The 24,772-nt window shown below is 39.8% G+C and carries 24 protein-coding genes and 1 riboswitch; of the genes, 22 read left to right on the forward strand and 2 right to left on the reverse strand.

Annotated features, from left to right (window positions below; genetic code table 11):
- Positions 1-596: 596 nt before the first annotated feature.
- Positions 597-782, reverse strand: a complete 186-nt coding sequence (locus tag FG383_RS02550; protein ID WP_142605285.1) for a 2-hydroxymuconate tautomerase — start codon at positions 780-782, stop codon at positions 597-599.
- 66 nt (positions 783-848) lie between these two features.
- Here FG383_RS02550 and FG383_RS02555 point away from each other — a divergent pair, with 66 nt between their 5' ends.
- Positions 849-1,373: a YwhD family protein gene (locus FG383_RS02555; protein WP_142605286.1), complete on the forward strand. Its 525-nt coding sequence runs from the start codon at positions 849-851 to the stop codon at positions 1,371-1,373.
- Positions 1,374-2,202: 829 nt separating this feature from the next.
- On the opposite strand, the gene FG383_RS02560 is transcribed toward FG383_RS02555, so the two are convergent.
- A complete protein-coding gene (locus FG383_RS02560; RefSeq protein WP_142605287.1) occupies positions 2,203-4,275 on the reverse strand; it encodes a transglycosylase domain-containing protein in 2,073 nt (690 codons plus the stop codon).
- Positions 4,276-4,444: 169 nt separating this feature from the next.
- On the opposite strand from FG383_RS02560, the gene speE reads away from it, so the two are divergent.
- The 21 genes from speE (at position 4,445) to FG383_RS02665 (ending at position 24,769) form a co-directional block, all read left to right on the forward strand.
- Positions 4,445-5,278 carry a spermidine synthase gene (gene speE / locus FG383_RS02565; RefSeq protein WP_142605288.1) on the forward strand — a complete coding sequence of 278 codons (834 nt, stop codon included), beginning with the start codon at positions 4,445-4,447 and terminating at the stop codon, positions 5,276-5,278.
- A gap of 4 nt (positions 5,279-5,282) precedes the next feature.
- Complete coding sequence (speB, locus tag FG383_RS02570) at positions 5,283-6,155, forward strand: agmatinase (RefSeq protein ID WP_142605289.1); 873 nt, start codon at positions 5,283-5,285, stop codon at positions 6,153-6,155.
- Positions 6,156-6,619: 464 nt separating this feature from the next.
- A complete protein-coding gene (locus FG383_RS02575; protein ID WP_246096821.1) occupies positions 6,620-7,039 on the forward strand; it encodes a YwiB family protein in 420 nt (139 codons plus the stop codon).
- Positions 7,040-8,707 carry an arginine--tRNA ligase gene (gene argS / locus FG383_RS02580; protein ID WP_142605290.1) on the forward strand — a complete coding sequence of 556 codons (1,668 nt, stop codon included), beginning with the start codon at positions 7,040-7,042 and terminating at the stop codon, positions 8,705-8,707.
- Positions 8,708-8,936: 229 nt separating this feature from the next.
- Positions 8,937-9,076, forward strand: a riboswitch (cobalamin riboswitch).
- A gap of 130 nt (positions 9,077-9,206) precedes the next feature.
- Positions 9,207-10,181, forward strand: a complete 975-nt coding sequence (locus tag FG383_RS02585; protein WP_142605291.1) for an ABC transporter substrate-binding protein — start codon at positions 9,207-9,209, stop codon at positions 10,179-10,181.
- A 4-nt stretch (positions 10,182-10,185) separates the two neighbouring features.
- Positions 10,186-11,169 (forward strand): FecCD family ABC transporter permease, encoded by a 984-nt coding sequence (locus FG383_RS02590; RefSeq protein WP_425467616.1) that lies wholly within the window; start codon positions 10,186-10,188, stop codon positions 11,167-11,169.
- A 1-nt stretch (position 11,170) separates the two neighbouring features.
- The gene (locus tag FG383_RS02595) at positions 11,171-12,640 is read left to right on the forward strand and encodes an adenosylcobinamide amidohydrolase (protein WP_142605293.1); all 1,470 of its coding nucleotides are present in this window, start codon (positions 11,171-11,173) and stop codon (positions 12,638-12,640) included.
- Positions 12,641-12,642: 2 nt separating this feature from the next.
- A complete protein-coding gene (gene cbiB / locus FG383_RS02600; RefSeq protein ID WP_142605294.1) occupies positions 12,643-13,602 on the forward strand; it encodes an adenosylcobinamide-phosphate synthase CbiB in 960 nt (319 codons plus the stop codon).
- A complete protein-coding gene (locus FG383_RS02605; RefSeq protein WP_142605295.1) occupies positions 13,589-14,665 on the forward strand; it encodes a pyridoxal phosphate-dependent aminotransferase in 1,077 nt (358 codons plus the stop codon). Before cbiB ends, FG383_RS02605 begins: the two co-directional genes overlap by 14 nt.
- Positions 14,638-15,168, forward strand: coding sequence for a bifunctional adenosylcobinamide kinase/adenosylcobinamide-phosphate guanylyltransferase (locus tag FG383_RS02610; RefSeq protein WP_142605296.1), 531 nt, complete (start codon positions 14,638-14,640; stop codon positions 15,166-15,168). The genes FG383_RS02605 and FG383_RS02610 overlap by 28 nt, the downstream gene beginning before the upstream one ends.
- 9 nt (positions 15,169-15,177) lie before the next feature.
- Positions 15,178-16,002 (forward strand): cobyric acid synthase, encoded by an 825-nt coding sequence (locus tag FG383_RS02615; RefSeq protein ID WP_142605297.1) that lies wholly within the window; start codon positions 15,178-15,180, stop codon positions 16,000-16,002.
- Positions 15,999-16,748, forward strand: coding sequence for an adenosylcobinamide-GDP ribazoletransferase (gene cobS / locus FG383_RS02620; protein ID WP_142605298.1), 750 nt, complete (start codon positions 15,999-16,001; stop codon positions 16,746-16,748). Before FG383_RS02615 ends, cobS begins: the two co-directional genes overlap by 4 nt.
- Positions 16,718-17,317 (forward strand): histidine phosphatase family protein, encoded by a 600-nt coding sequence (locus FG383_RS02625; protein WP_142605299.1) that lies wholly within the window; start codon positions 16,718-16,720, stop codon positions 17,315-17,317. Before cobS ends, FG383_RS02625 begins: the two co-directional genes overlap by 31 nt.
- Positions 17,269-17,658 (forward strand): bifunctional adenosylcobinamide kinase/adenosylcobinamide-phosphate guanylyltransferase, encoded by a 390-nt coding sequence (locus tag FG383_RS02630; RefSeq protein WP_142605300.1) that lies wholly within the window; start codon positions 17,269-17,271, stop codon positions 17,656-17,658. The genes FG383_RS02625 and FG383_RS02630 overlap by 49 nt, the downstream gene beginning before the upstream one ends.
- A complete protein-coding gene (locus tag FG383_RS02635) occupies positions 17,655-18,245 on the forward strand; it encodes a cob(I)yrinic acid a,c-diamide adenosyltransferase (RefSeq protein ID WP_142605301.1) in 591 nt (196 codons plus the stop codon). The genes FG383_RS02630 and FG383_RS02635 overlap by 4 nt, the downstream gene beginning before the upstream one ends.
- Positions 18,246-18,250: 5 nt before the next feature.
- Positions 18,251-18,733: an ECF transporter S component gene (locus tag FG383_RS02640; RefSeq protein WP_142605302.1), complete on the forward strand. Its 483-nt coding sequence runs from the start codon at positions 18,251-18,253 to the stop codon at positions 18,731-18,733.
- Complete coding sequence (locus tag FG383_RS02645; protein WP_142605303.1) at positions 18,726-19,388, forward strand: hypothetical protein; 663 nt, start codon at positions 18,726-18,728, stop codon at positions 19,386-19,388. The genes FG383_RS02640 and FG383_RS02645 overlap by 8 nt, the downstream gene beginning before the upstream one ends.
- Before the next feature lie 500 nt (positions 19,389-19,888).
- Complete coding sequence (locus FG383_RS02650; RefSeq protein WP_142605304.1) at positions 19,889-21,937, forward strand: sigma 54-interacting transcriptional regulator; 2,049 nt, start codon at positions 19,889-19,891, stop codon at positions 21,935-21,937.
- Positions 21,938-21,955: 18 nt separating this feature from the next.
- Positions 21,956-22,810, forward strand: coding sequence for a 3-hydroxyacyl-CoA dehydrogenase (locus FG383_RS02655; protein WP_142605305.1), 855 nt, complete (start codon positions 21,956-21,958; stop codon positions 22,808-22,810).
- 6 nt (positions 22,811-22,816) lie between these two features.
- The gene (locus FG383_RS02660) at positions 22,817-23,596 is read left to right on the forward strand and encodes an enoyl-CoA hydratase/isomerase family protein (protein WP_142605306.1); all 780 of its coding nucleotides are present in this window, start codon (positions 22,817-22,819) and stop codon (positions 23,594-23,596) included.
- Positions 23,597-23,611: 15 nt separating this feature from the next.
- On the forward strand, positions 23,612-24,769 hold the full coding sequence (locus FG383_RS02665) for an acyl-CoA dehydrogenase family protein (RefSeq protein WP_142605401.1): 1,158 nt from the start codon (positions 23,612-23,614) through the stop codon (positions 24,767-24,769).
- Positions 24,770-24,772 lie beyond the last annotated feature (3 nt).

The raw sequence follows: 24,772 nt of genomic DNA on the forward strand, positions 1-24,772 counted from the left end.
ATCAGCACGAGAGCAACTAAATTGCCAGTGAAAGCAACCATTTCTCCAAATAGCAAGTTTACTTGTAGAGAGACGCCAATAATTGTGACACATTATAGGGATAATGCGTCGCAGAGTATCAGTTGGTTTGGTTTTGTCGCGTTCGGGATAGGCTTTGTCGTCTTCGAGGGTATGTATGGTCGTGTTCACAGCGTATTTAGTCTAATTCATCCATTTATTGGATTTAGTAAGTCGTATCTGATTACTGTTGATTCTCACCAGTAAGCAATCTCCATGGATTTTCGCTTCAGGGCGGCGACTCCAGTGGGATCAAATGAGCAAAATGAGACTTCACAACGAACGCTCAAGCGGGCGGGGAAGGCTCATCGCTCACCCCACGGAAAGCGCCCGCCCTGCAGCGAAAATCCCAGCGAACACTTTATTCAACTCACTACGTCGCAGTATCCAAATTATGTGCGTCATTCCATTCATCATTCTCTCGAGCCCGACACAGACGCTTTAGCGCTTTTATTATAGAAAAGTGATCTTGAACTCGACAATAAAAAAAGGCGTCTTCCCCCGTTACGAGAGAGAAAAACACCTTTCCAAACTAGTAATTATTTATCGCTAAATAATTTTCCAGCAACTGCGTAATGATTTTTCGGCATGTCCTCGATAAATACGACAACATTTTCAACAGGTGCATTTACTGTTTCTGATACTGCAGCCGTTACTTTCTCTACTAAAGCTCTTTTTTGTTCTTCTGTACGACCTTCTAGCATTTTTACTGTTACGTATGGCATTTCATTTCCTCCTTTAGTGAAATTTTCTGTATACTAGTATCATAACAGAACGGAGGGAACTTTCGAATGGCAAATGAAGAAAAACCAAAACAAAAAATCGGCTTCACCATTATAAAAAATGATCCAACTGATGGACATAAAGGATTTGGAATTGGTTCTCTATCTTTAGAGAATGTGTCACCAGTTATTATCGATGTCGAAGAAGACATTGCAAGAATTGAAATTGGGGCGATGCATGCGAGAAGTGACACAGAAAGAGGAATCAAGTTTACGACGAACCGAGAAGACTCTGAAGGTGGAAAACCATATTGGCTAGTTTGGGTGACAATCGATTATAAAGCAGAAGGGCCGTATTATGCAGGGGTTACAGCATGCGAAATGGTGGTCAATCGTGAAAAACGCCGCGGTTACAAATTACTTGCGGACCATGTAAACCGAATGGACAAATCAATGAAACGCCACATTATGGTAGATTTTATGGATGATCGTTCCAAAAATATTTTAAGTAATTTTCTACAAACGCATAACCTCGAAATGTGGGAGCGTAGCGAAGCACAGCTGCATAATGACTTACACGTAACTTCTAATTAAACAGTAGCAATTAGGGATAATTGCTTTATGAGGTTGAATTCAAACTGAAAAGACAGTACAATTTACTTAAAGCTTACTTCACAGTAATGCTAGGACACTTAGTAGTCGTAAGTAGGTTAGGAAAATGTAATCATTGTGACAACCCAATCCTGTAATTACATACTTTTGGCAGAACGCAACACTAAGAAAAAGCTTTCTATTACCTTTTTTAGGTAGTAGAAAGCTTTTTATTTTTGTTTTGGTTGCTTTGGCCGGGAAATTGGTTGCTCTCAGTGGCAAATTGATTGCTTTGGCAGCGGAACTGGTTGCTCACCCCGAGAAACTAGTTGCTTTCATCCTCATTTGGTTGCCCTAAGCCGTTTATTTCAAACTCTGCGTATTTCACAGTCAAGTTAACTCTTTATAAAGAGAATTGGTTGCTCTCGGTGGCAAATTGATTGCTTTGGCAGCGGAACTGGTTGCTCACCCCGAGAAACTGGTTGCTTTCATCCTCAATTGGTTGCCCTAATCCGTTTATTTCCAACTGTGCGTATTTCACATTCAAGTTAACTCTTCACAAAGAGAATTGGTTGCTCTCGGTGGTAAATTGATTGCTTTGGCAACGGAATTGGTTGCTCACCCCGAGAAATTGGTTGCTTTCATCCTCATTTGGTTACCCTAAGCCGTTTATTTCCAATTGTTCGTATGTCACATTCAAGTTAACTCTTTACAAAGAGAATTGGTTGCTCTCCGTGACAAATTGGTTGCTTTGGCCACGGAACTGGTTGCTCACCCCGAGAAACTGGTTGCTTTCGTCCTCATTTGGTTGCCCTAAGCCATCTATTTCCAATCATTCCCCAAAAAACGAAAACGGGAAAATAGACCATGGTGTTGTATCTTCATCTGATCCATCCTCGAATGTTTGTTGCTTCAAAGTTGGATCCGTGCATAGTTTAGTTGGGACATCCTCCTCTTTTAAATAGACAAGTCGTTGTTTTTTACAAGCGGAAGTAGCAATACCTCCTGTTTCAATATCAACAATAACTCCGCGAACACCTGGAGGAGCGATGAATGGTTCTGACGGTAAACCTTGATGAGATTTCTCCATAAATTCAATCCACACTTGTTTCGTTACTTGTCTTGCCTCTGCTTCACTCACTTGTTTCCCTTGGTCATAGCCATTCCAAACTCCCGCAGTCAATTGAGGGGAGAAGCCGATTAAATATTGATCGGAAATGGTCGTTCCTGATTTTGCTGCATATGGTCTTGTTTGCTTTGCGCGAATACTGATGCCAGTTGCAGGTGAGTAATCATTAAAAATTGGATCGAACATACCGGTTAGTAAATGAGATAGCAAGAATGCATCTTGTTCTAGCAACACTTTTTTATCTTTCCTTTTATCTTTCTCCAAGTCATAAAGCACTTTGCCATTATTATCGGTAATTTTCGTAATATAAGTTGGTTCTCTCAGGATTCCCTTTGCGGAAATCGCGTTATATGCTTTGGTCATGTCTAATAAAGAAGCCTCCGATGTACCGAGCGCTGTCGCCGGAGTATCGTCGACATCCATCTGAACATTGAATCTTTCAATCAGCTGCTCGAATGGCTTATACCCAATTTGTTCAAGCGTTTTAACAGCATAAATATTATCCGAAATGGCAAGTGCTTGTGCCATCGATATCGGATGTTCCGCAAATTCACCGTTTACATTTTTCGGTTCATATTCTTGGCGCCCATTATCATACGTGAAAATAGTACGTTCACTTTTCATATATGTCAGGGGAGTGAATCCATTTTCTAAAGCGGAAGCAAACAATAAAGGTTTAATCGTTGAACCTGGTTGTCTTTTTGCTTGCGTTACGCGATTAAATGGACTTTCACTAAAATTACGACCGCCAACCATTGCTGTAACGTATCCCGTTTTCGGTTCTATACTAACAAAGCCAATTTGTAACTCGCCTTCAGGCATCCACTTTTCAATAACTTCTTCAGCTACTTGTTGATGATTTCTGTTCAAAGTTGTTTCAATTGTCCATCCGCCATCTTCAATTCGCCGACCCTTTTTCTGAATGATACTGGTTGCTTCTTTCCAAACCTCTTCTAAAAAGTAAGGAGCTGCTTTTTTCTTTACAAGCGAGTCTTCTGTTTTCAAGACATATTGCTCTTTCACAGCACGCTCTCGTTGTTCTGCAGTTATAAATTGTTGATTTTCCATTAATTTTAAAATAAGTTGTTGGCGGTTTACCGCTTTTTCTTCATCTGCTAAAGGTGAGTAATAAGTAGGTCCTTTTGGAATTCCCATCAATAAAGCGGATTCTGCAAGCGTTAAATCTTTTGCACTTTTTCCAAAATAATACCGGCTTGCGGCTTCTACACCGTACATGCCATGTCCGAAATAGACTGTATTCAAAAATCCTTCGAGCAATTCATCTTTTTCATAAAAAATTTCTAGCCGGTAAGCATACAAGGCTTCATTTATCTTCCGAGTCCAAGATTTTTCATGCGTCAAAAATAAATTTCGTGCGTATTGTTGGGTAATTGTACTTGCACCTTCTACTTTTCGCATCGCCTTTATATCCTTTAAAAGTGCAGAAGCAATTCGCGTATAATCAAACCCATGATGCTCATAAAATTCCTGATCTTCTACAGCAATAATCGCTTGAGGCACGAATGGAGAAATGTCCTCTAGTGAAACCCAATAACGCCTCTGGTCTTCAAATCGATCACCAATTACATTTCCTTGGTCGTCTAAAAAGACGGAAGAAATAGGCACTTGAATAATAGGTGCACCAACGATTTGAGCGTAAACTCGGAGCGTTACAAGTGCACCAATCAAAGCAAAGCAAGCTACGATACTTAATAAAAAAACTCTTTTCATACGTTTAGATCGAGTGGTTTTCTTTCGGTATTGTACACGCCCCATAAAAATCTCCTCCGTCCTGCTTGGATGTTTTCATTAGTATGAGAACAATAGATTCAAATTAAACGGAAAAAGAAAAAAGTATTGCACTTTTGTAAAAAAGCTCTATACTTTCTTTGTATTATTTTTTTGATACACTATATACAAACGTATTCACAAAGGAGATAGATAGATGAGCGGATTTTGGTTTACTGAAAAACAAACCGAGAATTTTGGAATTACGATGAAGGTAAAACGTACACTTCATACGGAGCAAACAGATTTTCAACTATTAGAAATGGCAGAAACAGAAGAGTGGGGGAATATGCTCTTTTTAGACGGCATGGTCATGACGTCTCAAAAAGATGAGTTCGTATACCATGAAATGGTAGCGCACGTTCCTTTATTCACTCACCCAAACCCGGAAAACGTATTAGTTGTTGGTGGCGGAGATGGTGGCGTAATTCGTGAAATTATGAAGCATCCGAAAGTTAAAAAAGCAACTCTTGTTGATATAGATGGGAAAGTTATTGAGTATTCGAAAATATATTTACCAGAAATTGCATGTGAATTAGAAAATCCACGTGTCGATGTACAAGTAGGCGACGGTTTCATGCATATTGCTGAATCTGAGAACGAATACGATGTAATCATGGTAGATTCAACAGAACCAGTAGGTCCAGCGGTTAACTTATTTACTAAAGGTTTCTATGCTGGGATTTCAAAAGCTTTGAAAGAAGATGGATTATTCGTTGCACAATCGGACAACCCTTGGTTCAAAGCGGACTTAATCCGACAAGTACAAAAAGACGTGAAAGAGATTTTCCCTATTACAAATATGTACTTAGCGAATATTCCTACGTATCCAAGTGGACTTTGGTGCTTTACAATTGGATCGAAAAAATACGATCCACTTCAAGTTCCTGACGAGCAGTTCCATGAAATTGACACAAAATATTACACAAAAGAGCTTCACAAAGCAGCATTCGTATTGCCTAAATTTGTGAAGGACTTAGCAGGAGAGTAAGCCGATGCGATTTGATGAAGCTTATTCAGGAAATGTATTTATTAAAAGCAAGCAAAATTACGAAGAAGCGCAAGCAGTTATTTATGGGATGCCAATGGACTGGACAGTAAGCTACCGTCCAGGTTCACGCTTTGGCCCGCAGCGTATTCGTGAAGTATCGATTGGTCTAGAGGAGTATAGCCCGTACTTAGACCGTGAGCTAGATGATGTAAATTATTTTGATGCAGGAGACATTCCACTTCCTTTTGGAAATGCATCGAAAAGTTTAGATTTAATCGCAGGATTTATTCGCCAGTTAATGCAAGACGGAAAAATTCCGGTCGGCATGGGCGGAGAGCATTTAGTGTCATGGCCGGTTATGAAAACAGTGGCAGACAACTATAAGGACCTAGCAATCATTCATATGGATGCGCATACGGATTTACGTGTGGAATATGAGGGAGAGCCACTTTCTCACTCGACGCCAATTCGTAAAATTGCCGAATACATCGGTCCGAAAAACGTTTATTCATTTGGAATCCGTTCTGGAATGAAAGAAGAGTTCGATTGGGCAAAAGAAAATGGCATGCATATTTCAAAATTTGAAGTATTAGAACCATTAAAAGAAGTACTGCCAACACTCGAAGGTCGTCCTGTCTATGTCACGATTGATATTGACGTGTTAGACCCTGCACATGCACCAGGTACTGGAACAGTAGATTGTGGTGGAATTACAAGCCGCGAGCTACTAGCTTCTATCCATGCGATTGCAAGTTCAGGCGTAAATGTAGTAGGATTCGATTTAGTAGAAGTTGCACCGATTTACGATTCATCGGAGCAAACAGCTAATACTGCATCGAAGCTACTAAGAGAAATGATTCTAGGCTGGGTGAAATAGAAAGCGAATATTTAATGTTACTGCGACGAGCTTGCGCAGGAGCAAACAGCAAACACTGCATCGAAGCTACTAAGAGAAATGATTCTAGGCTGGGTGAAATAGAAAGCGAATATTAAATGTTACTGCGACGAGCTTGCGCAGGAGCAAACAGCTAATACTGCTTCAAAGCTACTACGTGAAATGATTTTGGGCTGGGTAAAATAATTTGGAAACGTGATGTCCTTTTTAGGGCATCACGTTTTTTTAGGTTTTGCTTATGTTTAGTTGTCATTCACACGCTTTTAGCTTTATAATAAAAAGGTTATATTAATAAGACTCAGTTGGAGAAACACTGAATCTTATTAATAATGCCTCCGGCGGATGTCACAGATTTTGAGAGGAGTGAATTGTGCAAGCACAATTCAAAATCTGGACGCAATTACGCCAAGGCGAAATTGATAAAAAATGTGTTAAGGATGAACGCAATGTCTCAACCAATAAAAAAAACAGTCACTGTCCGCTTATTATCCACGATTAAACATCCCGATACTGCAGCAGAAACTTTCGACATACAAACGACAGGTGAACTAACGATAAAAGGGGAACAACCTTATTTAGTTTACGAAGAAATGCAAAATGAAAAAACGGTCAAAACTACCGTCAAGTTAAATAGTGATTCTGCTTTAATTCTCCGAAGTGGTGGAGTAAAAATGAGACTGCCATTCGTACAAGGAGAACGTCAAACAGGAAGCTATGATCCAGGGTATGGCGTAATGATGATCACTACAAATACGAAGCAACTCAATTTCGAAGATGGTCATTTCCGAGTGGAGTATGAACTCTTAATAAATGAAGAAATTGCAGGTACATATACATTAGAACTAATTTACACGGAGGCGGATTAAATGAACGCAGTAGAAAAAGTGCAACAATCGATCAAAACAGCGTTGCAACAAGCAATTGTAAAGGCAGAATTAGTAGCAGAAGAACAGATTCCAGCTATCCATTTAGAAACACCGAAAGATAAAGCAAATGGGGACTACGCAACAAATATTGCAATGCAACTAACAAAGCTTGCGAAAAAAAATCCTCGTCAAATTGCGGATTCGATCGTTGAAAACTTAGATATGGCAGGCACGATGATGGAAAAAATCGATATCGCCGGTCCAGGGTTTATGAATATTACAGTGCGTAAAGATTATTTACAAGAAGTAATTAAAGCAGTACTTACGGAACAAGCCGATTATGGTCGTACAAAATCAGGTGCTGGTGAAAAAGTTCAAGTCGAGTTCGTATCTGCAAATCCAACGGGTGACTTGCATTTAGGTCATGCTCGCGGTGCATCTGTAGGGGATTCTTTATGTAATGTACTTGATTTTGCAGGCTTCGATGTAGCACGTGAATATTATATTAATGATGCTGGTAACCAAATCCACAACTTAGCGGTGTCTATTGAAGTTCGCTATTTTGAAGCATTAGGTTTAGAGAAAGAAATGCCGGAAGACGGATATCGCGGGCAAGATATTATCGATATTGCAGCGGATCTTGTAAAAGAGCATGGTGATAAATTTGTTCAAATGTCAGACGAAGAGCGCTACAAAGCATTCCGTGCACATGGTTTAAAAGTAGAACTTGCGAAATTACAAAAAGACTTAGCGGATTTCCGTGTAGGCTTTGATAATTGGTTCTCTGAAACTTCTTTATACGAAGATGGAAAAATTGAAGTAGCACTAGACAAATTAAAAGCAAATGGCCATATTTTCGAAGAAGAAGGAGCTACTTGGTTCCGTTCTACAACATTTGGCGATGACAAAGATCGTGTATTGATCAAAAGCGACGGCTCTTTCACGTATTTATTACCAGACATTGCTTACCATGAAGATAAATTAGTACGTGGCTTCGACCAACTGATTAATATTTGGGGAGCAGACCACCACGGATATATCCCACGTATGAAAGCGGCAATTGAAGCACTTGGGTACGAGCGTGAGAAACTTGAAGTATCTGTGATTCAAATGGTGCAGTTATATAAAGACGGCGAAAAAATGAAAATGAGTAAACGTACTGGTAAAGCAGTTACGATGCGTGAACTTGTAGAGGAAGTAGGGTTAGACGCAGTTCGTTATTTCTTCGGTATGCGTTCAGGCGATTCCCATATGGACTTCGATTTAGACTTGGCTGTCTCTCAGTCGAATGAAAACCCAGTGTACTATGCACAATATGCACATGCACGTATTTGTTCGATTTTACGTTCAGCTGAAACGCAAGAGCTAAAAACATCAACAGATTCACTGGAATTATTGCAAAGTGAAAAAGAATTAGACTTATTGAAAAAAATTGGTGACTTCCCACAAGTCGTAGCAGATGCTGCAAAACTTCGTGCACCTCACCGTGTCGCAACTTATATCCAAGAGCTTGCTGCAACATTCCACAGTTTCTATAATGCGGATAAAGTACTCGATACAGACAACGTCGCTCTAACTGGCGCTCGTCTAGCATTAGTAACATCGGCTCGCCAAACAATCGCGAATGCCCTTCGTTTAATCGGTGTAGCCGCTCCGGAAAAAATGTAATATGGAACACTTCGACCACGGTCGGAGTGTTTTTTGATGGAAAAAAGTGTTTTGTTGGAAAAATTCATGTTTTAGTTGGAATTCTCGGATGTTTAGTTGGAATTTTAGAGCATTTAGTTGGAAAAATGGACGCCTTAGTTGGAAAACGCTACTTTTTCCCATAATTGGTGCTAAAAAAATCCCTGTCGACAACAATGCCATTTCATGTATAATTAAATCGATGCATGCAAAATATTTCGAAAATAAAGGTGCTTGCTACTAACCTAGCAAGTTAAAAGGGAAGCTGGTTCAAATCCAGCACGGTCCCGCCACTGTAAATGATAGAACACTATCATAAGTCAGAAAACCTGCCTTTATGTGAAAACACTTTTATGCCTACGAGGATAGGTTACGTGTGAGTCGGCTTGGCATATTGCAAACCTAGCAGATTTATACCTATTCTATCTCTCGTTCATTGGACGAGAGATTTTTAATTGCACAAAAAATGGGGGAAAAGAACATGAAGAAATTATGGCAATTATGGATGACATCCGCTTTAGCAGTATTACTTTTAGTAGGATGTGGTCAAAAAGAAGAAACACCTGTCGAAACTAACGGCAATGCACAACAAGAACAACAAGCAACGGTAGAAGAAGCAGCATTTCCGGTAACATTAACAGATGCAGTTGGCAATGAAATAACCTTGGAAGAAGCACCAAAAACAATCGTTTCCATGATTCCAAGTAATACAGAAATTTTATTTGCGCTTGGGTTAAATGAAGAAATCGTTGGTGTAAATGACTATGATAACTATCCAGAAGAAGCGCTAGAAAAAGAGAAAATTGGTGGACAGGAATTCAACGTGGAGAAAATTGTATCGATGAATCCAGAAATCGTATTTGCGCATGAGTCAGGCCTAGGCATGGGCGAAGCTGGATTACAACAAATCCGTGATGCTGGTGTGAAAGTATTCGTCGTGAAAAATGCAGCAGATTTCAATGAAACATATACAACAATCGAACAAATTGGTCGTGCTACAGGGAAATTAGAAGAAGCACAAAAAATTGTAGAAGATATGAAAGCAAAAGTAGAAGAAGTAAAAGAAAAAGTAGCAAAAGTAGAAGCGAAGAAAACAGTATTTGTAGAAACTTCGGATGTTCCTGATATTTATACACCTGGTAAAGGAACATTCATGCAAGAGATTTTAGACATGGTGAATGCAGAAAATATCGCAGCAGATCAAGAAGGCTGGTTTATAATGTCGCCAGAAGAAATTGTTAGTCGTAACCCGGACGTAATCATTGTTATGTATAGCTATGTAGATGGAATTGTAGATAGCGTCAAAGCGCGTGATGGTTTCGATACGGTTACTGCGGTTCAAAATGATGCTGTAGTACAAGTAGATGAAAACTTAACGAGTCGTACAGGTCCACGTCTTGCAGAAGGATTAGAAGAAATCGCGAAGGCAATTTACCCTGAGGTATTTAGTGAGTAAAGCCTTGATCGGCTACATCTTGTCGATTGCTGCGCTATTAGTTGCAATTTGGCTTGGTGTATCGGTCGGATCCGTTAAGGTACCGATCAGCACTTTATGGGATACGGGAGCAGATGCAATCGCGTCGAATATCGTTTGGAAAATTCGCATGCCACGTGTTGTGCTTGCAGGGTTAGTTGGTGCATCACTAGCCATCGCAGGTGCTGCGTTTCAAGGGTTGTTAAAAAATCCGCTTGCCGATCCTTATACGTTAGGAGTGTCGTCCGGTGCCTCAGTAGGCGCCGTGACTACGCTCTTTTTCGGTATTTCGGTACCCTTTTTAGGGATATTCACGTTACCAGTTTTCAGTATGATTGGTGCAATAGTGACGATGTTTCTTGTCATTTCTTTTGCAAAACTAGTCGATCGTGCGATGAAAATGGAAACAATCATTTTGACTGGGATTATTTTCAGCTCTTTTTTAGGTTCGGTTATTTCATTAATGATTGCACTCACTGGGGAAGAGCTACGTCAAATTATTAGCTGGCTTCTCGGTAGCGTATCGATGCGCGGTTGGAGTTTTGTGCAAATGGCTCTCCCTTTTATATTCATTGGTACGCTTTTATTGTGGTTAAACAGAAGAGAGTTAAATGCGATGCTGTTTGGAGAAGAACGAGCACAGCATTTAGGTGTCAACGTTAAAAAACGAAAAATGATGATTTTAATCGGTGGCTCTATGCTTACTGGTACAGCGGTTGCGGTATCGGGGACAATCGGGTTTGTAGGACTTGTCGTTCCGCATATGACGAGGCTTTTATTTGGCTCGGACAATCGCCATGTATTGCCACTTAGCTTTATTAATGGGGCGGCGTTATTAATCATCTGTGATTTAGTGTCTCGAACGATTATTGCGCCAACGGAACTGCCGATCGGTGTTATTACAGCGTTTATCGGGGCTCCTGTTTTTGCATTTATTTTCTTTAGACAACGAAAAAAAGGAGGCATTTAATATGTTAAAAGTGGAAAATGTTTCAGGTGGATATGATCGCCAATTGATTGTCAAAAATGTCTCCTTTCATGTTGAAAAAGGGGAAATGCTTGGAATTCTTGGACCTAACGGGAGTGGCAAGTCCACGTTGTTAAAAGTAATTAGTGGAATACTGCATAAGGAATCTGGAGATGTGCTAATAGATGGGAAATCGTTAACGGCGTATTCATCGAAAGAGCTGGCGAAAAAAATGGCGGTTCTTCCACAACTACATAGTCATGCTTTTTCTCATACCGTAAGAGATACGATCGCACTCGGTCGGTACCCTCACCAAAGTGGCTTGTTTTCCTCTTGGTCGGACGAAGATGAAACGGCTGTTGTAGAGGCGATGAAACAAATGGGGATAGAAAGATACGAACATCAAATGCTGGACTTATTGTCCGGTGGGGAACAACAGCGTGTATTTGTAGCGCAAGCACTCGCACAGGCAGCGCCCATACTACTACTCGATGAACCGACGAACCATTTAGATATTGCACATCAAAAACAATTACTCGATACGATTAAAACGCAAGCTAATGAAAACGGCATAACGATAGTAAGTATATTTCACGATATAAATCTCGCATCGCTATACTGTGACAGACTACTATTAATGGATCAAGGCGAAGTAAAAATAATTGGTGCACCGCATGAAGTAGTAATGAAAGAGCAAATCGAAACGGTGTATAAAGCTCGCGTAAGCACAAACCCGCATCCAGAGCGTCCAAAGCCACAAATTACCATACTTCCGGATGTAAAAGAGAAGCGTAATGAGCAGCTGATCACAATAGAAAACTTCCAAGTAACAGATGAATTAGTTGTTTTCCAAGCAGAAAATCAATTAAAAACATGGTCTTCCGCAGTCATAAATGCCGGCACTGGTTGGTATCGAACGTTTGTGAATCGAAGAGTAGATGCCCGCTATAATATTGACAACGCACAAACAGAAATGCAGCAATATCTAGCCAATCGGGGTTATTCCGAAACGGAAACGGTAGGAATGATGACAGCCGTTTATACGAAAGATGCGATCATTAAAGAATATGAAGCTGATTTTGGTTCCGTCGTCGTTATGGTGACAGCAGGTGTTGGTAATGCAGTAGATGTGTCCAAAGCTTATGAAGTAGAGGCATTCCCGGCAATCGGCACGATTAACACATGGATTATTGTAAATGGAGAACTAGCGGAAGAAGCGTTTATACAGGCAGTCATTACCGCAACGGAAGCGAAAACGAAAGCGCTCGCATTTGAGCAAGTCAAGGATCCTCGTACCGGCACAATCGCTACGGGAACCTCAACGGACAGCGTATTAGTTGCAGCAACGCAACAAGGGAAGCATATTCCATACGCAGGTCCAATTACGGAAATCGGCAAAAAAATCGGACTTGGTGTGTACGAATGCACAGTCGAAGCAATTCAAATTTATAAAAAAGCTAAAGGTTGGGAATAGCAATGGGTCCACATATAATCGCTATAGCGATAGGGCTTATCCTGGACCGAATAATCGGTGACCCGCCAAACTGGCCACATCCCGTTCGATTTATTGGTACACTTATTTCCAAACTAACCACTTGGTTGAATAAAGGTAGGGCACGCAAAGCAAAAGGATTTCTACTCGTTTTTATCGTTGTAGGAATAACATTCTCTGTCGCGATATCACTTTTAGTAAGTGCCTATTCCATTCATATGTGGGTTGGGATAATAGTGGAAAGTATGTTAATTGCCTTGGGACTTGCGCAAAAAAGTTTAAAAGAAGCGGCAATGGATGTGTATAAACCGTTAGTTGCAAATGATTTACCTGCTGCTAGACAAAAGTTATCGTGGATTGTTGGAAGAGATACGGAGCAGTTAGATGAACAAGAAATTACACGTGGCGTTGTAGAAACAGTATCCGAGAATATTAGTGACGGTGTTACGGCTCCGCTTTTTTATGCTTTTATTTTTGCTGGTGCACCTGGTCTTTGGGCGTATAAAGCGATCAATACGCTCGATTCAATGGTTGGATATAAAAATGAGCAATACGAGGATTTCGGATTTGCCTCTGCCAAGCTCGATGATATTGCAAACTATATACCTAGCCGTTTGACAGGCTATATTATGATGCTTTGGGGCAAAAAAGAAAGTATGATACCTTTTGGCAAGCGCATGAAGGGCTGGTGGCAGGATGCGAAGAAGCATCCAAGTCCAAATAGTGGCTATTTAGAAGCGGCGACAGCGTACCAGCTAGGCATTCAACTCGGAGGGATTAACACATATAAAGGAGTTATTTCTAACCGAGCACGCATGGGAATTGGAGAAGTTCCTTTATCGCCAAACCATATACTAAGTACCATCTCGCATTTGCATACAGCTGTCTTTCTATTTTGGCTGTGGATGATGGTCATTGGAGGAATTTTATTTGGTCTTACCTAATCACGGTGCAAATGCGCATCACGTATATGAACGACTAGGAATTGAAATGCCGGAAGTGGTTATAGACTTTAGTGAAAATGTAAATCCATTAGGTCCTCCAGCATTTGTAAAGGAAAGATGGTCTACCTATGCGGGGTTAATCACCAAATACCCAGATCCTAATGGAGAACCTTTTCGATCAGCAGCCGCAAAGTATCACAATGTATCAGTAAGTAACGTCCTTGTTGGAAACGGTGCCGCCGAACTATTTGCTGCTCTTGCAAAACGATATGAAAACAAACGTGCAGTGCTGATTCATCCGACTTTTTCAGAATACGAAGCAACACTAGCTCCTTACAATGTGTACATAAAAGAAATAATGGCAACTGGAGAACTATCTTTGGACGAAGTATTCGATGAAGTAGAGTTTGCAGAAGTAATTTATATTTGTAGACCAAATAATCCGACCGGCTATTTAATACCTTTAGAAACAATTAAGCAAATAGCGGAATATGCGAAAAGATATAAGTGTGAAGTGATTTTAGATGAAGCATTTCTCGACTTTATCGATGAAAACGAATCATTTATTCCTTATTTGAAAGATTTTCCGAACGTTATCATCGTACGCTCCATGACGAAAATGTATGCGATTCCTGGTTTGCGTCTTGGTTATGCAGTAGCAAGTGAACAAATTGTAAACGACATCCGATCGAGCATGCCCCAATGGAATAGTAATGCGATTGCTACAGCAATTGGTGCAGAGTGTTTACAGGAAGAAGCATACCGCAATCAGGCTATTACTTTTGCCAAAGAAATGCGAGAGCAAATGACGGTATTTCTAGAAAAGTGGAACTGCATTGTATTACCGTCTACGACTAACTTTATCTGTTTCCAATTACCAGATGCAACACGTTCGAAAGCATTTTTTACATATTTATTAGCAAAAGGTTGCGTCCTTCGCCACACTGAAAATTTTAAAGGGCTTGACGGAAAATGGTTTCGTGTAGGGATGAAAGAAAAGCCGCAAATGGAGCATTTACAAAAGGAGATGACCGCATGGTTCGAGGAAAACTTGTCTTCATAACAGGAGGTGTGCGAAGTGGGAAAAGTAGCTTTGCTGAACAATATGTTATGAATGAGCAAGCAAAACGAAATGTGTATGTCGCTTCCGGCATTGCAGTAGACGGGGAAATGAAGGAGCGTATTGAACGACACAAAGACGACCGGAGAAACTATCCTGTCGAGTGGACAACATTCGAGCAACCGAGACATTTCGAGCAAATCATTCCGAAAGTCAAGGAAGGGGATGCCATCCTTTGGGATTGTGTTACGACTTGGCTTGCGAATGAATTATATGAAGGTCATATGGAGCAAGTAGAAAAGCAATTATATGAGGCAATTGACAAGTTGTTAGAAAAAGTACAAGTGCTCGTTATCGTGTCAAATGAAGTGTTAGACGAACCTTTATCTGACTATGAAGACACGGTATACTATCAAAAATGGATAGGACGAATCCACCAAAAGCTAGTGGAGAAAGCGGATCATGCTTTCGAAATGGAATATGGCTTAGGTCGTCAGTGGAAATGAGGGGTGCAGATGAAAGGCTTAATGGTGCAAGGAACCGCTTCTAGCGTAGGAAAGAGTTTAGTATGCACAGCAATTTGCAGGCTACTAGCCAATGAAGGGAAACAAGTGGCCCCTTTTAAATCACAAAATATGTCTACATTGAGCATACATACAGAAAGCGGATTGGAAATAAGTGTTTCCCAATCGTTACAAGCGAGAGCTGCAAGAACCCCTTACACTGCAGAAATGAATCCAATATTACTAAAACCAGTAGGAAATATGGAATCTGACATCATTATCCTTGGAAAAAAGTTAAGTAAAATGAATGGAATGCAGTATAGGGAACAGTTTTTTGAAGAAGGTCAAAAGCTGATTGCAAACAGTTTAAGGACACTAGCCGAATCCAATGAATACTTAATTTTAGAAGGTGCTGGCAGTCCTGTAGAAGTAAATTTGCGAGATAGAGAATTAGTGAATATGCGAGTTGCCGATTTGGCGGATGTTCCGGTTTTACTAGTTGCAAACATTGAATACGGCGGAGTATTTGCATCCATCGTTGGCACACTTGCACTATTACCAGAAGCGCAAAAAGCTCGAGTACAAGGAATTATTATTAATAAGTTTCGGGGAGACATATCTTTATTTCAAGAAGGAATCGACTTCATCGAATCGTATACAGGGATAGATGTAATCGGAGTCGTTCCTTATTTTTCAAATGAATTAGAGGAAGAAGACGGCGAAGCGAAAACCGAGCATTCCGCATCGGATGAACAAATAGAAGATTGGGCGAGCCATTTTAAAAACCATGTGAAATGGGATAAGATTATATCCATTTTAGATGGGGGGAAGAAGTGAACAGTTTATTATTAGCGCTTCAATTTTTTACGATTATTCCGGTTCATAAAAACTTGCCGATGGAAAGACGGTCAATTACTGGAATGTACAGTATGTTTCCTTTTCTAGGAGCTCTTCTAGGAGCAGTTGCATGTTTGCTGCTTTACTTCAATTGGAGCCCACTCATGACGGGATTTAGCATTGTACTGCTTGGCATTTTACTCTCCGGTGGTCTGCATATGGATGGGTTTATCGACACGTCGGATGCGTTTTTTTCTTATAAAGATCGATTAAAGCGTTTCGACATATTAGATGATCCGAGAGTCGGCGCATTTGGCGTAATGGCTGTTGTGTTACTAATTGTTGGAAAAGTGATTATTGTGTCTGAAGTGCTTGCTGTGGAATCATTTCAGTGGATTTTTATTTTATTAATCCCTTATTTTTCTAGAATAACTTTAGCAACATTGTTTTCTTTAACAAATAGTGCGAAAACGAGTGGACTTGCTTATTTTTTTAAGCAAAAAATGAATGGAAATGTTGTACTGATTGTGGCTGCCTGTCATTTTTTAATTGGCGTTGCGGTAGTAGGATGGCAGACAGATTGGCTGATTGCCGTTACATTTGCGGTAGTGTTGTTTGGGTTTATTTGTTTATTTCGAGGATGGATATTAAGGAATTTCGGCGGAGTTACTGGTGATTTACTTGGGGCGAGTGTGGAAGTTTCGGAGGTGGTATTATGGCTAACCCTTTTACTATTACTCTCGTAAGGCATTTACCAACACAAGGGAACTTGGAAAAAAAGTATATCGGCTGGACAGACGAACCGATTATGGAAGGCATCAAAACCAAAAATCGACCACTAACAATGAAACAAATTATCGGCAGCGATTTAGTACGTTGCAAACAAACAGCAGCGCAAGTTTTTAGTGGAATTCCTTATAAGGAAAATGCAAATTTCCGGGAATGCTCCTTTGGTGAATGGGAACAAAAAACATATAATGAATTAAAAGAAGATAGTTTATATAGTAAATGGCTTGACAATCCACGAAAGCTTGCACCTCCGAACGGGGAGTCACTGGAACAAATGGAAGCACGCGTGTTGCAAGCATTTTATGAAGCAGTGGAAGAACTATCGCAACCAGTAATTATGACGCACGGGGGTCCCATTCGCTTTTTATTGACAAAGTTTGCAAATGTCGAAAAAAGTTTTTGGGATTGGGATGTACCGCATGGCTGTAGTTACGAGTTACAATGGATAAATAAACGAGACGTACTGGAGGGAAAGCGATGCACGTCATTTTCGGTGGAGCATTTAATGGAAAACGAGCGTATGTAGAGCAATTCGTTCAGGGACGAAACGTTCAGTGGCTAAATGCGGAAACAGATACGCTAGTATTATCGCCACAGACAGATGTAGTAGTTATTTTTGGGGTAGAAAATTTGCTAGAACCGAAGAGTGCAGAGTTACTCGAAATGCTTGAATTATGGGATGAACAAGCGGAAGTAGTAATAATTGCAACGGAAATTGGTCGTGGAATCGTACCGATGGAAGCTAGTAGGCGCAAGCTAAGAGATGACGTCGGTCGATTTTATCAACAACTGTTTACAAAGGCAGAAAGTATTACACGAATTTGGTACGGAATTGCACAAACAATAAAGGGAGATGTGTGGAGATGAAAATTTATACAAAAACAGGGGATAAAGGGAAAACAGGATTAATAGGGGGAAGAACAGACAAGGACAATATCCGTGTAGAAGCTTATGGAACAATTGATGAGTTAAATTCATTTATCGGAAAAGCTGTAACAGAATTAGACCCAGCTATTTTTGCGGATATTCTAGAAGACTTAGAAACAATTCAACATGAGCTATTTGATTGTGGTGGAGATCTTGCAAATGTATCGAATCGCCGCGTCTATAAAATGACAGACGAACCAATCGAAGCAATGGAAAAACGAATTGATGTGTTAGTAGAAGAAGGTCCAGTGTTAGAACGTTTCATCTTACCTGGTGGAACACCAGCAGCTGCAACACTTCATATCGCGCGCACCATTACAAGACGCGCAGAACGTCAAGTAGTCACATTAACGAAAGCTGAAGAGGAAGTACCAGCAGTTGTGCAACGCTATTTAAACCGTTTATCCGATTATTTATTTGCAGCGGCACGAGCGGTTAATGCGCGATTGAATGTTTCGGATGTGGAATATGTGCGCAGTGCAAAAGTATTCAAAAACGTAGGAAGCGTTAAAAAAGAGGAGGAGTAAGTAAGGTGAAGCTTCGTTTACTTACACTTGCAGCAATGTTTGCAGCTCTATCAGCAATAGGAGCATTTATTAAAATTCCAGTAGGGATAAATAGTGCGGCACTCGATACAGTACCTTCACTTCTATCAGCTGCATTTTTGCCGCCTGTTTATGCGGGGGCAGCATCTTTAATCGGCCATTTATCTTCCTCTTTGTATGTGGGATTTCCATTTGGACCATTGCATATTGTCATTGCTGCGGAAATGTTTTTGATTTTATTTGTGTATACGAAGCTCCATCAGGCAGGGCGAAATATACTTAAATGGGTATTTTTTATCGTTGCGAATAGTGTGCTTGCAACGCTTCCGTTTTACTGGATTATATCACCGGCATTTTTTGTAGCTACATTACCGGGAATTACAATAGCGACTGTGTTGAATGCTGGAATAGCCATAATCGTGTCTCCAGTTTTAGAGCGAGTAATGGTAAGAGTGAAAAACCATGCGTAACGCTGTTTTACTGCCAAATGATCTCGTATTAACAACGGATAACTCCGCAGCGATCGGTGAGAAAGAGGCGGATGTCGTTCAGGTGTCAGACGAAGTTGTTGCCTATTTTGCAGGTAGGGTTGCACTGATGGAGCAGTGGGCAGCTGGAGCATATCCGGTTTCTATTGTCATTCATAACTTTTCTGGCAATAAAAGCTGGAATAAGTATGTGGCCGGCATGGAGAAATTGTTTGGAGAAATAAATCAGCCTTGTCCAGAGATTACTGGCAGCACGGAATCCAACATGGAAACACTACAATCGGCAATGGCTGTAACAATGATTGGTGAAAGGCAAGTTACGAGTGCTGAAAACTATACTTGGTATGTATACGGAATGCCGTGTGTCGGTGAAGAAGTAATGACAGAGTCTGAGAAAACTGCAAACATGAAGAAGATTTCGGACGGCGTAAATAGCGGGTTCGTACAGCGAGTTTGGCCAGTAGGTTCCACTGGAATAGCAGGGGAATGCAAGCGACTCGGTTTGCATTGTGAGCTTAGTAATTGGGACACTGGGAAATCTGCCGGCCCAGCAACTTCTGTGCTACTTGGTATAGCAAATAATCGAATCGAAGAAGCAAAATTGCATTTTGGAACGTATTTTGAAGAAATAAATTGATCGAAAAGGGCTATCTCACATAGAGGTAGCCCTTTTAGTTGCTCTTGTTGCGAAATTGGTTGCTTTCACGCAAAATTCTGTTGCTTATCGGGAGAAAATGGTTGCTTTCGTGACCAAGTTGGTTTCCCTTAGCCGTATTACAACAAATAATAGAAAATAATTCCAATGAAAAAAGAACTCCAAACAGAATGCATAATACAAAATATTAAGAAAATTACAAAATAATTTAATATATTACAATATCATTTAGAAAATAATAAACTCCATACATTTTATAGAAAAGCCGATAAAATACCACCCTTAATAATATCGTTGCAATAAAGCAACAAATAAAACTTTGCTAATATTATATAGTTTTACTTTTGCCGCGAATAAAGTGTGATTGATGCACCGAGTGAAATTGATACATAAAAATCTTTATGCTACTGTTGTTGTAATGCGACAAACGACAGAATAATAAAAAAATAAACTATACATATAACGAAAAATGTGTTGCAAAAATGCAACAATTGAAAGTAGGTGGGAAAATGGAAACATCCATTTCGGTTCAACCAGTCGGTGTTTACAAAACGACGATGCATTCATTACATATAGTCATGAAAGATTTTATGGAACAACAATATGAATACGGTATTGTTTTGAATCGGCTAGGCAAAATAGAAGGTTTTTTCTCTAGTACCGAGTTACTGAAACATTGTTATGAAATAGGATTTGACTATGTAGAAGATATTGAATCACTAATGCCATTAACAAAAGTGCTCAATAAAAAATTCGAAATCTTTGACGGTGAACCTACTTCTATTAAGGACATGCCGCAAAATATAGAATTGTATATTTTACGAAAAGGCAGGGAAATTGTCGGTGTCATTGATCAACAAAGTTATCTTGCATCTGTAGTGAAAAAGCAACAATTCGAACTATACCATTTCAATACGATATTTAATGCAGTTCCTAGTGGCATTATGGCAGTCAATATTGAAGGTAATGTGACGATGATAAATCCAGCTGGAGAAAAAATTTCAGGCGTACCAAGAGAAAAAGCGATTGGTCAATTTATAACAGATATCGTGCCTCCGGAAGGTCTGTTGCAAGTATTACAAGACGGGCAAGGGCATGTGGAGAAGTATAAAGTACGAAAAAGATGGTATATCTCGTACCGGGAGCCTATTTTTGATGGGAAGCAACTTGTTGGTGCAGTCGGAGTTTTCGATGACATTTCGAAAATAGAAAAGTTATCATCGGAGCTAGATACTGTGCGAGAACTTGTAAAAGAAAATGAGGCTTTAATGGGGAATAGCGAAAATGGCATCGCGATTGTAGATGTTTCCGGCAATATTTTACGAAAAAATAATCAATTCCAACAACTGTATTTGTCCATTATAAATGATAAAAATCAAATGGAAATCTTTTTTCAAACTATAAACGATGTAGTTCGATCAAAGCAAATAAGGCATTATGAAGGAACGATTGGGCAAGGAGTAATATGTCACTTTCAATTTGAGCCTATATTCGAAGAAGAAACTACTCAAAAAATCATCGTGCGAGTAAGGGATATTACGGCTAATAGAGTAGCTCAACATCAAATGACACAGATGAAAAAAACGTTAAAGAATTTGCTATATATGGAGCAATCAATACCATATATACATCAGAATATAGAAATGAAAGAAATTGCAAACGAAATACAAAAAATTGCTAAAGTAAGTGCACCGGTTCTTATTAAAGGAGAGATTGGCACGGGGCGTTCCAAGTTAGCAAGAGAAATTATGCAAAACAGTGATCGAAATGGAGCACTTTTTATAGAAATTGATTGTCAGGGAAAAAGCTATGCTGAATTGAAAAAGGTATTAGTAGGAGAACCGCATCAGTTTTTGCGCTTATTACGAACAGTAGAAGGTGGCATCGTGTATATAAAAAACATGGATTATCTACCTTTTACACTACAAGAGCAATTAGCAAATCTAATTATGCAACAATCTAAGGAACAGTCTGGATCAAAAGTAGACGTTAGATTTATAGCTTCTGTCAGTAAAGAAATAACATTTGATGGACCGCATGCTTTTAGTGAACGATTGTATTATTTAGTAAATGCGATGACGGTTACCACTCCAGCTTTAGGTACGAGAACAGATGATGTTAAATTGATTGTCCAACAATTTGTAAGTCTATTACGAGAGAAATATAATCGAGAAATTATATTGACTGAAGATGCACTAGATTTTATCGTTTCTACAAAATGGAAGCGTAATTTGCTAGACATTCAAGAATGCCTAGAGCAATTTGTTGTCACTTGGCCAAATACTATCCTTAGTAAGGAGCAGTTGGTGTATTACTTAGAGGATAAACAGCAGGAATTACAAAAATCAGTTGTGGTCAATAAAATCATCCCATTAAAACAAGCGGTGATGGAAGTTGAAAAAGAACTAATTCAACTGCTTAGTACACAGCATATTTCCTATAGAAAAATGGCGAAAATTTTAGAAGTTAATGCCTCTACTATTATCAGAAAAGTGAAAAATATAGAAGTGGATAACAAAGTGCAGCAGTAAGAAAAGGAGAGAGAATAGATGGTACAAAAAATTACAGTAGTAGGTGCAGGTATTATGGGCAGTGGAATTGCCTATACAAGTGCATTAAATGGTTTTTCAGTTGTACTGCAAGATATTGCGGAAGCGGGTCTTACAAAAGCTAAAAAAGAAATTGAAAAGATCGCATCGCATAGTGAAGAAAAAGGATTCATCACAACGGAGCAAAAAGAAAGCGCTTTAAAAAGAATAAAGTATGAATCGGAGTTAGAAATCGCTGTTCAGGAAGCGGAATTAGTCATCGAAGCAATTGTAGAAAACATGGACGTGAAAATTGAGCTCTTTCAAAAGTTAGATCGTCTTTGTCACCCAAATACTATTTTAGCGACTAATACATCTTCCTTAAGCCCAACGGAAATCGGGGCACAAACGTCACGTCCCGATAAAGTAGTTGCGATGCATTTCTTCAATCCCGTACACAAAATGAAACTAGTGGAAATAATCCGGGGGCTTGATACATCAGACGATACGGTGGCAGTGATTAAAGCGGTAACGGAGCAATTGCAAAAAGAATCTGTAGAAGTAAATGAGTTCCCGGGATTTGTCACATCCCGTATGAATGTTCTAATTGGCAATGAAGCAATGAATATGTTAATGGAAGGTGTTGCATCAGCGGAAGATATCGATAAAGCGATTAAACTTGGCTTAAATCATCCGATGGGACCATTTGAAATGGGTGACCTTGTAGGTTTGGATACACGTTTGCGGACATTGGAATATTTATATAAAACTTTAGGTGAAAAATATCGACCAAGTCCACTTCTCGTGAAATATGTAAAGGCAGGTCGGTTAGGTAAAAAAAGTGGAAAAGGTGTTTACGATTACAGGGAGGAGTGATGGATATTGACAGCATTTGAAAATATTCAACTAGAAATAGAGCAACAGATTGCCTATATTACGCTCAATCGTCCAGAAGTTCGAAATGCACTAGATGCTAAAATGCAACAGGAGTTAGCGAGAGCTTTTGACTATGTAGAAAATAAGGAAGACATTCGTATCGTAATTATACAAGGTGCTGGTGGAAAAGCATTCGCAGCAGGTGCAGACATTAAGGCATTGCATGAACGACCAACACTTGATGCGCTAGTGCCAGGAATGCAAGGATTATATACAAAAATCGAACAGTGTACGAAAGTGACAATCGCCGTTGTTAACGGCTATGCGCTCGGTGGTGGTTGTGAGTTAGCGATGGCATGCGATTTAAGGATTGCGACTGAACAGGCGAAATTTGGATTGCCAGAGTTAAATCTTGGCATTATACCAGGTGCAGGTGGTACGCAGCGTTTACCACGTTTAATCGGTAAAGGACGTGCACTAGATTTAATCTTAACTGGTCGGATGATTGATGGTGTTGAAGCGGAGCGTATTGGATTAGTGAATTATTATACGACCGCAGAAAAGCTAGATGAGACACTTGCTTCCGTTACATCCGCTATTTTGAAAAAAGGACCAGTTGCTGTGCAGTTAGCAAAGTTTGCAGTTAATCGTGGTGTCGATGTAGATATGCAAACAGCACAATGGATTGAGAAATTATCGACAGCAGTTTTATTTGGAACAGAAGATAAAGAAGAAGGTACTAGGGCTTTCATGGAAAAAAGGAATGCGGAATTTATGAACAAATAATAGGGGGGAAGCATGATGAATTTCCAATTTTCCGAGGAGATTGAATCATTAAAAGAGATTGTAAGAAAGTTTGTAAAAGAAGAGGTTGAGCCAGTTGCCAATCAAATTGAAGAGGAAAATGCAATTCCTCCACATCTTGTATCGATGTCAAAGGAAATGGGGTTATTTGGTCTTAGTATCCCAGAAGAATATGACGGATTAGGTTTAAGTATGGTAGATAAATGCGCCATTCTGGAAGAACTTGCAAAAACGCATAATGGATACACGACATTAATATCCTGTCATATCGGAATTGGTTCTGTAGGAATTGTTGAATTCGGAAACGAAGAACAAAAAAAGAAATACTTGCCGAAAATGGCGACTGGAGAATGGATAGGTGCTTTTGCATTAACTGAGCCCGATGCCGGTTCCAATGCGGCTAATTTAAAAACAACCGCTGTAAGGCGTGAGGATAAATATATTATAAATGGTTCCAAGCACTATATTACAAATGCACATGATGCGCATGTATTTACCGTAATGGCCGTGACGGATCCGACAAAAGGTGCACGAGGAATTACTTCTTTTATCGTAGAAAAAGGAACACCAGGCTTTGAGATTGGCGCACCAGAAAAGAAATTAGGTTTACGTGGATCCAATTCAGCGGAACTTTACTTCGAAAACGTAGAAATTCCAGCTGAAAATGTGCTCGGTACAGAAGGAGAAGGGTATATTAATGCATTAAAAATTTTAGCAAATGGACGTGCAAGTATGGCAGCGAGGTGTTTGGGCTCATCTGAACGTTTGTTAGAGCATTCAATGGAGCATGCGCTAGAACGTAAGCAGTTTGATCAACCAATCTTTAACTTCCAAGCAATTCAGCACATGATTGCCGATATGGCTTTGCAAATTGAATCATTGCGCTCGTTTACATACCGGGTTGCATGGATGGTGGATCAAGGGGAGCGAGTTGTGAAGGAAGCGGCTATGGTAAAGCTTTACGGATCAGAAGTATATAACAAAGTGGCAGACAGTGCGCTTCAAGTGCACGGTGGATTAGGTTATATGAAAGACTTTCCAATCGAGCGATTTTTCCGGGATGCACGTATTACGAGAATTTATGAAGGAACATCTGAAATACAACGGAATATTATTGCATCAGAACTAAATAGAGAATATGCGCCTAGGGGGTAAGTT

It is taken from the genome of Psychrobacillus soli, assembly GCF_006861775.1.
Lineage (GTDB): Bacteria > Bacillota > Bacilli > Bacillales_A > Planococcaceae > Psychrobacillus > Psychrobacillus soli.